The organism is Streptomyces sp. NPDC002265, from assembly GCF_040296125.1.
Lineage (GTDB): Bacteria > Actinomycetota > Actinomycetes > Streptomycetales > Streptomycetaceae > Streptomyces.
Genome location: NZ_JBEOWS010000285.1, coordinates 2,154 through 12,940, shown reverse-complemented (window position 1 = coordinate 12,940; position 10,787 = coordinate 2,154). Strand labels below are relative to the sequence as shown.

Genomic DNA, 10,787 nt, shown 5'->3' with positions numbered 1-10,787 from the left:
GGCCGGTTTCGCCCTGACCGACGTGACGGCCGAGGTGGAGGCGCGGATCAGTGCGCTCGTGAAGCAGGCGGTCAGCTGAGCCGCGCCGGGTGGACGGCCGCCCGTGGGCACCAGGGCCCAACGGGCCGACAGTGGGCCGGACGAGCCCGGTGCCGTAGGCCAGGATGACCGCCCGTACCCGGTCCCCGAGCCTGCACCTGTCGAGGATGTGCGCCACATGGCTCTTCACGGTCGCCTCGCTGACATGCAGCTCCAGGGCGATATCGGCATCGGACAGGCCGCGGGTCATCGCCCGCAGTACGTCCAGTTCCCTGGCGGTGAGCGCGTCGAGACTGCGGGGAACCGCGGGGGGCTCCTGATCGGTGAGGCGGGCGAAGCGGTCGAGAAGTCTGCGCGTGACGCGGGGAGAGATCACCGCGTCGCCTTCGGCGACTGTGCCCATCGCGCCCACCAGGGAGTCGGCGGGGCCGTCCCTGACGAGGACCCGAGCCAGACCACCAACAGGCGGGCCGCTCCCGCCGGGACCAGGGGCTCGAGGACTGTTGGACGGTGCACCGCTGACGCGACCGCTGGGCCGGCCGCATCAGCGGCGCAGTGTTGCTCGCCGCTTACCCGTCGGCGACCCGGGGGTCAGGCCCGAACGGTCTTCATGGCGCGCGTCCAGGACTCCAGCTGCTCGAACAGGATGGTTGCAGCGGCGTCATGCTGCTCGCCGGGCTTGAAGACGGAGAAGTTCTCGAAGTCGGTGAACAGCGAGAAGGACAGCTGCTGGCGCACGTGGGCCATCTGCAGTTCGCTGGCCACGCCACGCAGGTGCTCGATGGCCCGCGCGCCACCGAGGGACCCGTAGGAGACGAAGGCGGCGGCCTTGTTGTTCCACTCCCCGTACAGGTAGTCGATCGCATTCTTCAGCACGCCGGAGGTGGAGTGGTTGTACTCGGGAGTGACGAAGATGTACCCGTCGAACCCGGCAATCTTCTCGGCCCAGGCCTTCGTGTGGTCGTTCTGGTACTGACCCATGGACGGCGGCATGGCCTCGTCCAGGTGGGGCAGCGGGTAGTCGGCAAGGTCGATCAGTTCGTACTCGGCGCCGGTGCGCGCGCCCGCCCTGTCCACCACCCAGTCGGCGACGACCTTGCCGTTGCGGCCGGGCCGGGTGCTGCCAAGGATGACGGCGATCTTCATGTCACTCATGTGGTGTCCTTCTTCCTGATGGACCGGTCGGCGCAAAGCGGAACCGGCGGATGTACGGCGGGCCCCGATGACGGCATTGAGCCGCAGGTAACGGCCCGCCAGGCCCTTCATGGCAGTGATGCGGTGGGCATAGCGATCGACGGTTGCCGTGGCGGTGATCGTCAGCTCGTCGTCGAGCGTCTGAGTCCCTGTCACGGTGAAGACGACCGGGGCCCCGACGCCGCGGACCGCCAGGAGGCCCGCAAGCCTCCACGTGCCGGTGGCGTCGCGGTAGGCGCTGGTGGAGGTGAAGTCGACGTCCGGATGGCCGTCGACGTCCAAGAACGCCTCCGACAGCACCTTTCGGTCGCGCACCGGATGACCACTACGGAAGCTGGTGGCATCCGCGACAGCCCTCACCTCCGAGTCGGCCAGAGGTTCGGCGATGGACACCGTCCCCGAGCGCAGCGTGAAGCTGCGATGGACGGTGCCCAGGCCGAACAGGTGCTTGGCCGAGAAAGCGATGCTGGAGCGAGACGGGTCGATGACGTACACGCCCTGCGGGGGACCATCGGCAGCCACTGCAGCTCCCTCTCACTTGAACCTTCACGTGTCACGCTAGACGATGACACATGAATCTTCAACTGTGGATGGCACGCACTCCGGGCATGCCGGCCGAACGCCTTTCGACCTCGACCGATCAGCCACGCTGGGACGCAGACTGTCGCCCACGAGTCCGTATGCGCACGCCGGCCGTGTAGAGAACGTCGATCAGCCGCCGCTCAGCGGCGGTGGTAGACATCAGGTCTGCTTTCGTGAGGCTGGTGCAGTGGTACGAGCATGGAGCGGGTCGCTCAACGCTCGTTTTGGATTCCTCAGAGGGACATCCATGAGAGCCGGCCTGCCCGCGCCATCAGGACAGACCTGAATCTGATCCTTGACCGTCGTGCGACCCGGCTCAGGGCTTTCCGGTAGACCGACAGCTCCTCATCTTGTGTTTTTACCCCGCTCGCTCCGTGTTCGAGTCGGGGCAGGCTCGGCCGGTGGCTGGACGAGCGGGGTATCGTGACGCGAAGGCGGCCGTTCCAGTTCTCGGAGTGCCTAACTCCCGCAATCAGAACGGCCGTTGACGTGAGTATCTCCAGCTATCTGTGTGATGTCGAACCGAAGGGTGCGTTGGCCCGTTTCCGCCGCGGCTACCACAATTGCCTCTACCGGCGCGCGGACGCACTCTTCGAGCTGACCGACGCCGTGCTGTGCTCCGGCACTCCGGTGCGCTCGCTGGTGGAACTGGCTCCGGAGCCTGAGTTCCAGCGCGGTCACGGTGCCTTGTACGACGCGGTCAACCAGGGCTGGATGGAGTTCACCCGCCTGCGCCGGCTGGTGGCCACCACCCCCGTACACAGGAGTGCCGAGGGGCGCATCGTGCTGGCGGTGGACGTCACCCCGTGGCTGCGCCCCGACGCGGACACCAGTCCTGAGCGCAGGTTCTGCCACGTCAGCGGCTACGGCACGGCCACCGGCCAGAACATCCCCGGCTGGCCCTACTCCTTCCTGGCCGCTCTCGAGCCCGGCCGCTCCTCGTGGACGGCGATCCTCGACGCGCAGCGGGTGGCCCCGGGCGACGATGTCACCGAGCTGACCGCCGACCAGATCCGCGAGGCCCTCGCCCGTCTCACCCGCACCGGCCACCGCCACGAGGGCGACCCCGATGTGCTCGTGGTCCTCGACGCTGGCCACGACGCCACCCGCCTGGCCTGGCTCCTGTCCGACTTGCCGGTCGAACTCGTCGTCCGGGTCCGCTCCGACCGGGTGTACTACACCGATCCCGGCGAGCCCGTCTACCGCCGCAAGGGCGGGCGACCCGCCCGTCACGGCCGCCACCTCACCCTGAACGCCGACCCGGACACCTGACCCACCCCCGGCCAGCACACCGTGAACGACACTCGCCGCTACGACCGGGCCGAAGCCCGCAGCTGGGACCGCATGCACCAACAGCTCCAACGCCGCGGCCCCTGGGCCGACGACGTACACCCCGACGAGGAACTCCCCGTCCTGCACGGCACACTGATCCGCCTCACGGTCACCCGCCTGCCTCCGAGCGCACCCCGGACCCGGTATGGCTATGGACCTCACGCACCGGCGCCGACCCCAGACACATCGACCGTCTGTGGTCGGCTCACCTGCGCAGATTCGACCTCGAACACACCTTCCGGCTCTTCAAACAGACCCTGGGCCGGACCGCCCCTCGCATCCGCGACCCGCACAGCGCCGACCTGTGGACCTGGCTCGTCATCGCCGCCCACACCCAGCCGCGGCTCGCCCGCCCTCTTGCCGAGGACCACCGTCGCCCCTGGGAACGGCCCAAGCCGCCAAGGCAGTTGTCCCCCGCACGAGTCCGCCGCGGATTTCGCCACATCCGCCCCCACTTGCCCAGCCCGACCGGAGTGCGGAATCCCGGCACAGCAGGCCCCGGACGACCGCCAGGCCGCCGAAACAACTTCCGTGCCGCCCGCCCCACCGTGGGAGAAGGCCACCAGCACGGCGCGACACCAGAGAAGCGCCCCGACTCGAACACGGAGCGAGCGGGATAAAAACACAAGCTCATCGGGTCGGCCGGCCCGTGGTGGATCGTGCAACATGCCATGCAGGCAGGCAGGTTGAGCAACCTGGACCGTTCCAGGGCCTGCGATGGGGTGGGCGGTGCCGCCGCGATGCACAGGCGCCGGGTGCCGTGCTCGAGGGACGCCGACGCGTAGAGCCTGCGGCCGAGGGCGGTGTCGAGAGGGAAGGGGTCGACGGCGATGATGCCCAGGACCTCGCTGGTGAGGAACTCCCGCCAGGTCGGACCGGCACGGCGCGGGGCCGGGTCGATCCCCGCCGCGTAAAAGATCTCCCCGACCGTGAAGGCGGCGATCGGGTGACCAAGACAGGGTGGCTCGCCCTGTATCCGCCCGTGGGCCCACTTCGCGTTCTCTCGAGCGTGCTGCCGTGGACGGCGCCCAGGCCGAACAGGTGCCTGGTCGGGAAAGCAATGCTGGAGCGAGACGGGTCGATGACGTACACGCCCTGCGGGGGACCATCGGCAGCCACCGCAGCCCCCTCTCACTTGAACCTTCACGCGTCAGGCCGGACGGTGAGAGATGAACCTTCAACTGTTGGCGACGTAGACTCCGGACATGATGCCCGAACGCCTTTCGACCTCGACCGATCAGCCGCGCTGGCTGACCCCCGCGGAGCTGGAGACGTGGTACTCGCTCTGCCAGCTGCTGTACATGTTGCCCACCGCCCTGGAGGCACAGCTGCAACGGGACGCACAGCTCAGCTTCGTCGAGTACTACGTCCTCGCCGGACTGTCCGATCAGCCGGAGCACCGGATGCGCATGAGCGAACTGGCCGTCCTCGCCAACTCCGAGCTGTCCCGCCTCTCCCACCTGATCGGCAGGTTGGAAAAGCGCGGCTACGTGCGCCGCGAGCCAGACCCCACCAATGGCCGGTACACCCACGCGATCCTCACCGACGCGGGGCACGCCCATCTCGTCGAGGCCGCCCCCGGACACGTGGCTCGGGTACGCGAGCTGATCTACGACGTCCTCGACCCCACCGAGGTGCACGGTCTAGGCACCGCCGCCAAGAAAATCATCGACCGCATCGTCGGCCTCCAGCGAGCGCAGGGCTGACGACGGCATGGCGCGGCCGGCGATCACAAGGACAGCCATGATGGCGATGTGAGCGGCACCGGCCGCGGCGAACGCTCAAGAGGCGCCGCGGTAAGAGCACAGCCGCCCATGTCGATGGTCGCAGGGTGCTCGGAGCGGGTTTTTTGGGCACGAACCGTGGGACGGCGACAAGCGTGGCGAGAGGCACCCGGATCTTCTTCTCCCTGGCCTCCAGCAGAGCAAGCACTACCCGCACCAGCCACCCCCACGAGCGACGCGAGCAAATCAACCGCCCCATCTCCCCCGCCCTCAGCCGTCGTTCATGCCCACCCGGCCCGAACCAAACGTTCACGTTCGTCAAGCGGACAGCCTCCCAGTCCCCTCGCTCGCCTGGAAGCGCTCATGATCTTGCGGACGGCGACCTTTGCATACGGCGCCACTGCCTGCCTGCCTGCCTGCCTGCCTGCCTGCCTGCCTGCCTGCCTGCCTGCCTGCCTGCCTGCCAGGATCAACGACGCCAACCCGGGTTGGTTGACAGGCACCGCGGTCAGCCGCTCCGCGCAGTGACGGTCGAGCCCAACCGTTTTCTGGAGCTCGGCCTGCGTCTGGCCGTCCCTGCCAAATAGCTGCACGAGGATGAGTTCTTGCCCGGGGTGCAGGCCAAGCTTCAGCAGGAGCTCAGCGCCGTAACCGTGAAGTTCGCGGGAGAGCGCGAAGCACTCGGCGATCTCGTTTTCAGGCGATGCGGTGAGTTCGGTGGGCAGAGCCCCCGAAGATCAGCCGGTGGCCGTTCGTCTATGCGCTCGGCACCCCGACGCCGAGGCAAACCCCCGGATCAGGTCGAACCCATACACCACTTCCTCAACCCTGCTTCATGCCGGTGAGTGAGCAGTCAAGGGTCCTCGATCGCGGGCAGGGCTTGTTCCGCAGTGCTGAACGGGCGGACGTCGATACACCGACTGCAGGTAGCTGAGCGGGGCAGCGGCCTGCCAGCCCCGCTCCTACCCTGTCCGCAAGTTCACTCGTGGACAGGATCTTGCGTGCTGGTCGGCGGGCGAGGCTCCTCGCCCCGCTTCCTTGGCAGCGGTCGGTCTCGTACAAGCAGCATGTTGGTGGTACGGGTTGCTCAGGGCACTGCAGAATCCACGCAACCGCAGTGGTGTCTCAACGGTGCAGCTTCCGCGCGATGATTTCGACCTTCTTGGTGGCCTCGCAGATGGCCGTGTCGTCCCCGTTCTTCAGGGCTTCCTTGAGCTCGCCGACCGCGGCCTCAGTCTCGGCCTTGATGTCGCCCGCCACGGTGTCCGCGGGGTCCTGAAGAGACCTCTCGGTGGTGTAGAGGACTTGATGGGCCCGGTCATGAATCCCGGCGGATGTGCGGCGCTGACGTTCCTGCTGCTCGTACCGTCCGGCCTCACGCGCCATGCGCTCAAGGTCAGCCATTGGTAGGGCAGATCCGCCGGTGACCGTTGCGCGCTGTTCGTTGCCGGTGCGCAGGTCCTTGGCGGAGACGTGCATGATGCCGTTTCCGTCGATGTCGAAGGTGACCTCGATCTCAAGCTTGCCGGCCTTCGCCGGTGGCAGGCCGGTGAGTGTGATCGTGGCGATCTTCTTGTTGTAGGCCGTGCGCCCGTGCTCACCCTCGTAGACCTTGATCTGCAGCTCGGTCTGGTTGTCCCGCGTCGTGGTGAAGATTTCGGACCGCCTGGTCGGGATCGTGGTGTTGCGGTCGATGAGCCTCTTCATGATGCCGCCCTGGGTCTCGACACCGAGAGAGAACGGGGCGGCGTCGAGCAGCAGGACGTCCCTGACCTCGCCCTTGAGGACGCCGGCCTGGAGGGCTGCGCCGACGGCGACCGGGTCGTCCGAACGGACGCGTTGGCGTTCCTTGCCGCCGGTCAGTTCGTCGACCAGCTCGATAACGGCGGGCATGCGTGTCGAGCCGCCGACGAGGAGGACGTAGTCAATCTCTTCGAGCCCTACACCGGCACCCTCGATGGCGTCGCGAAACGGCGCCTTACAGCGCTCCAGCAGATCAACGGTGAGCTGCTGGAAACCGTCCCGGGTGAGCCTCTCGTGCAGGTGCATCGGACCCTGGGCGGAAGCCGTGATGTAGGGCAGGTCGATCGTGGTCTCAGCGGTTGAGGAGAGTTCGACCTTCGCCCTCTGTGCGGCCTCGCGCAGGCGCCGAAGCGCTGTCCTGTCCTTGGAGAGATCGACGCCGTGGTCGTCGGCGAATCGCTTGACCAGATGGTCGACGATGCGCTGATCCCAGTCGTCACCGCCCAGTTTGGTGTCGCCGCTGGTGGCCTTCACCTCCACCACGCCGTCGCCGATCTCCAGCAGCGACACGTCGAAGGTGCCGCCGCCGAAGTGGATGACGATGATTGTCTGGTCGTCCTTGTCGAGGCCGTAGGCGAGAGCAGCGGCGGTCGGCTCGCTGATGATGCGCAGGACGTGCAGCCCCGCGATCTGGCTGGCCTCCTTGGTAGCCCACCGCTCACAGAAGCCGAAGTGCGCGGGGACGGTGACTACCGCCTCGGTGACCCGCTCGTCCAGGTATGACTCAGCGTCCCGCTTCAGCTTCTGCAGGATGAACGCGCTGATCTGCTGCGGTGTGAAGTCCGTGCCGTCGACGCGTGCCTTCCGGCCGGTGCCCATGTGGCGCTTGATCGAACAGATGGTGCGGTCCGCGTTGGTCACCGCCTGCCGCTTGGCCGGCTCGCCCACGAGTACCTGACCGTTCTTCGTGAAGGCGACGACGGAGGGCGTGGACCTGTCCCCTTCCGCGTTGGTGATGACGGTCGGTTCACCGCCTTCGAGAACACTCACCACAGAATGCGCTGTACCAAGATCGATACCGACAGCACGAGCCACCGTGCACTCCCCCCAGCCGCCGCGGCGACAGCCGCGCGTGAACTTTCCTTCCATCAGGTTTCCATATCCGGCTAATTAGTACGCGCCGTTTCAAATAGACCGCAGGCTCTCTTCTTGGACAGAGGCGGTCGGCCCGACCAAAAGGGCGAGTATCGAGCTGACCGCCTGCGTCGGGGGCTTCCGAACGTCAAGGCCCCACCAATGTGCCGGGTGCCGGGTGCCGGGTGCCGGGTGCCGGGAGAAGTGTCGACGAGGCCAAGCGCATCACGCGCGTTACTGAACCTCTTTCATCCTGTGCTTCAGGAGTGAAATGGACTGGTCGGATGCGGTGACATGGCGAAGCCCCGTTGTTGGTGTGGTGATCTCACTCAACAAGCCGTCGGCCGGGGGGCTTTGTTGGTTCCGTATCCTTCCCTGCTCGGCGTCCCGCACGAGCTGATCGAGCATGCCTCCTGGCTCATCTACGCCCGAAGGCGTGAAATTCGATCGAACTGGCGCAAGTTGGGGTGCTTCAAGCAGGCCCTGCTGGTGCTCGCGCATCTGCGGAAGAACGAGACGCCGGCACAGATCGGTGCTGGTTGCGGAGTCTGCGAGGCGGCGTCCTGGCGGTATGTGCGCGAGACCGTCGAGATCCTCGCCTCGTGGGCGCCGGGGCTGCACGGGGCTCTCGTCGGTCTCGGCGAGGGTGACTTCGTCAGCGTCGACGGGACGCTGATCTCCACTGACCGCGTCAAGGCGGACGAGCCGTGCTACGCGCAGAAGCACAAGAAGCACAAGAAGCACGGCATGAATGTCCAGTTCATCGCACGTCCTGATGGCACGCCGTTGTGGTTCTCGCGGGCGACGCCGCAACGGACCCATGACCTGACCGCGGCCCGCGTTCATGGAATCGTCCAAGCCTGTCTCTCGCGCCAGATCCTTGTGCTGGCCGACCACGCCTACCAGGGTGTCGGCGCCATCGGCCCCTTACTCCCTACTACGGCCATCGTGACCTGCCTGAGCACTGCCAGCGGTACAACCGCGACCACGCATGTCTCCGTGCTCCCGGTGGACGCGCCTTCGCCCGCTTCAAGTCCTGGCAGCTGCTGCGGCGAGCACGCTGCTCAACCAACCGCACCGACAGGACCGTGGCAGCCGCGCACACCCTCTTGACCTGCGACTATTCAGGATGAAAGAGGTTCAATGAATCGCCTTATTAGACGGTCCCCCGGTGCCGCACGTCCGCGGCACCCGTCACCCCGTGAGTGCCATGGTTGTCGCCTCGTAGGAACAGAGAGGTTCAAGGTGATGGGGGCAGCAGCCAGCCTGCGGGCACCATGAGGCCAGGAGACCTGGGAGTACCTGCCTCAGAGAGCAGACCGAGTGAGAAGGCGACCCCACCCGCGCCGCGGATGTCGACCGTGCTACCGAAGAACATAGTGCCGTAGAAGTGGACCGTGCTGCCGGAGAACGCCGTGCTGCGGATGTCGACCATCCTGCCGGAGAACGCAAGCGCTGCACGGCCTGGGGTACAAGCGGAACAGATCGCAAAGGTCGACCAGGCGCGCTCCAATCAACAGGTCATTTCATTTGGCGAGTCTGCGATACCAGGTTACGGCGGCTACCCGCGCAGTGAAGGCCAGGAAACGTCTGGCAATGCTCTCGTAGTGACGGTAAAGGGGCCGACGGCCGGTAAGCCAGGCGATAGGGCCCTCGACGACCGAGGCGGTGTCAGCCCATGTGGGTGAAGTCAGCGCCCTCCTTTGCATGCCCGAGCGCTCACGGAGGCGATGGCGCACCGCGACCAGTTCAGCTCACCTTGGCTGTCGAGTTCGTCAACGACCAGATGATGCAGCTTGGCCCACACGCGAGCATGCGACCACTCTGTGAACCGGCGAAACGCGGTCACGCCCGACGGTCCAAAACTCGGCGGAAGCTGATTCCACGTACAGCCTGAAACGGCGACGAATACGATTGCCGCCAGCACCTCGCGGTCGCCATGCCGTCTGCGACCACCACCCTGCCGTCGCACCGGCGCCGGCGGCACCACCCGCTGAAAGAGTGACCACATAGCATCCGGCACCATCCGCTCGATCAACTCGGTCGACACGCAAGACAGCATTGCGCACGATCACGCCAAATGAAATGAGCTGCCAGTTGCAGCATCAGTAACGGGGTCGCAGACTCGAACTGGCGGCATGCCTGGCCGCAAGAGATTGGGCCCCAGAGTTCGACCGCTGTCGACTCGGTGCCATACATAATCGTTTCGCCGCAACGTACTGGCACCCCTCCCTATCTTGCCTTACGGCTATCGATTCGCGTTCGCACGGAAATGCACCTCCGGGTCGACGGATTCGGCCATTTCGCGAATGCCGAGTTTTACTGACCGGGAATGGTGTGGAAAAATCAGATTGAGGTGATCTTGATGGGGCAGGCCGTAGGATTGATGCCCGAGGTAATAGGAGCGATTAGGGATAAGTGGCTCGCTCTCGGTGGTGATGCAGGCCTCCTGGGGCATCCGCTTGATGTCGAAAAGCCCACTTTCGACGGTGCTGGCCGGGCCGAGGAGTTTCAGAACGGGACGATATCATGGCACCCTCAAATCGGTGCTTTTGCGGTTTGGGGCGCTATCCGCGAGCGATGGTTTGGGCTCGGGAGGGAACAGTTCGGTTACCCGGTGACTGACGAATCCGGATGCCCCGACGGGCGGGGACGCTTCAATCACTTCCGCGCCATGCACCTTCCCGGAAACCCGGACTCCTCCATCTACTGGACCCCCGAGACCGGACCCCACCCCGTCTACGGCGACATCCGCCGCAAGTGGAGTGAAATCGGGTGGGAGAAGTCACCCCTGGGCTACCCCGTGGTCGAGGAGACGGACGGCTCCGTCGGCGGCGGGCGAAAGCAGGCCTTCGAGGCCGGCTCTGCCGTCTGGCACCCCGCTCACGGCACCTTCATCGTCTACGGCGCCATCGGCGGCGAATGGACACGTCTCGGTGCCGAGCAGTTCGGTTACCCGGTGACTGACGAATCCGGATGCCCCGACGGGCGGGGACGCTTCAATCACTTCCGCGCCATGCACCTTCCCGGAAACCCGGA

Annotated in this window: 4 protein-coding genes and 5 pseudogenes; 4 read left to right on the top strand and 5 right to left on the bottom strand. The window is 66.1% G+C overall.

What is annotated here, in order from left to right:
- From ABT085_RS34895 to ABT085_RS34885, 3 genes and pseudogenes are all read right to left on the bottom strand, one after another.
- Nucleotides 1–442: response regulator transcription factor (locus tag ABT085_RS34895; RefSeq protein WP_351617303.1), on the bottom strand; the 442-nt coding region annotated here is incomplete at its 3' end.
- 188 nt (nt 443–630) lie between these two features.
- On the bottom strand, nt 631–1,185 hold the full coding sequence (locus ABT085_RS34890; RefSeq protein ID WP_502982873.1) for an NADPH-dependent FMN reductase: 555 nt from the start codon (nt 1,183–1,185) through the stop codon (nt 631–633).
- A gap of 132 nt (nt 1,186–1,317) precedes the next feature.
- Nucleotides 1,318–1,728, bottom strand: a pseudogene (locus ABT085_RS34885) (YceI family protein); the annotation flags it as partial.
- Nucleotides 1,729–2,304: 576 nt separating this feature from the next.
- On the opposite strand from ABT085_RS34885, the pseudogene ABT085_RS46820 reads away from it, so the two are divergent.
- Nucleotides 2,305–3,767 (top strand): annotated as a pseudogene (locus ABT085_RS46820) (NF041680 family putative transposase).
- A gap of 585 nt (nt 3,768–4,352) precedes the next feature.
- Nucleotides 4,353–4,853, top strand: a complete 501-nt coding sequence (locus ABT085_RS34875) for a MarR family winged helix-turn-helix transcriptional regulator (RefSeq protein WP_351617298.1) — start codon at nt 4,353–4,355, stop codon at nt 4,851–4,853.
- Between the two features lie 1,152 nt (nt 4,854–6,005).
- On the opposite strand, the pseudogene dnaK reads toward ABT085_RS34875, so the two are convergent.
- Nucleotides 6,006–7,709, bottom strand: a pseudogene (gene dnaK, locus ABT085_RS34870) (molecular chaperone DnaK); the annotation flags it as partial.
- Between the two features lie 333 nt (nt 7,710–8,042).
- Here dnaK and ABT085_RS34865 point away from each other — a divergent pair.
- Nucleotides 8,043–8,881, top strand: a pseudogene (locus ABT085_RS34865) (transposase family protein).
- Nucleotides 8,882–9,447: 566 nt separating this feature from the next.
- On the opposite strand, the pseudogene ABT085_RS34860 reads toward ABT085_RS34865, so the two are convergent.
- Nucleotides 9,448–9,810, bottom strand: a pseudogene (locus ABT085_RS34860) (transposase); the annotation flags it as partial.
- Nucleotides 9,811–10,080: 270 nt separating this feature from the next.
- Here ABT085_RS34860 and ABT085_RS34855 point away from each other — a divergent pair.
- On the top strand, nt 10,081–10,787 hold a 707-nt coding region (locus tag ABT085_RS34855), incomplete at its 3' end, for an LGFP repeat-containing protein (RefSeq protein ID WP_502982872.1).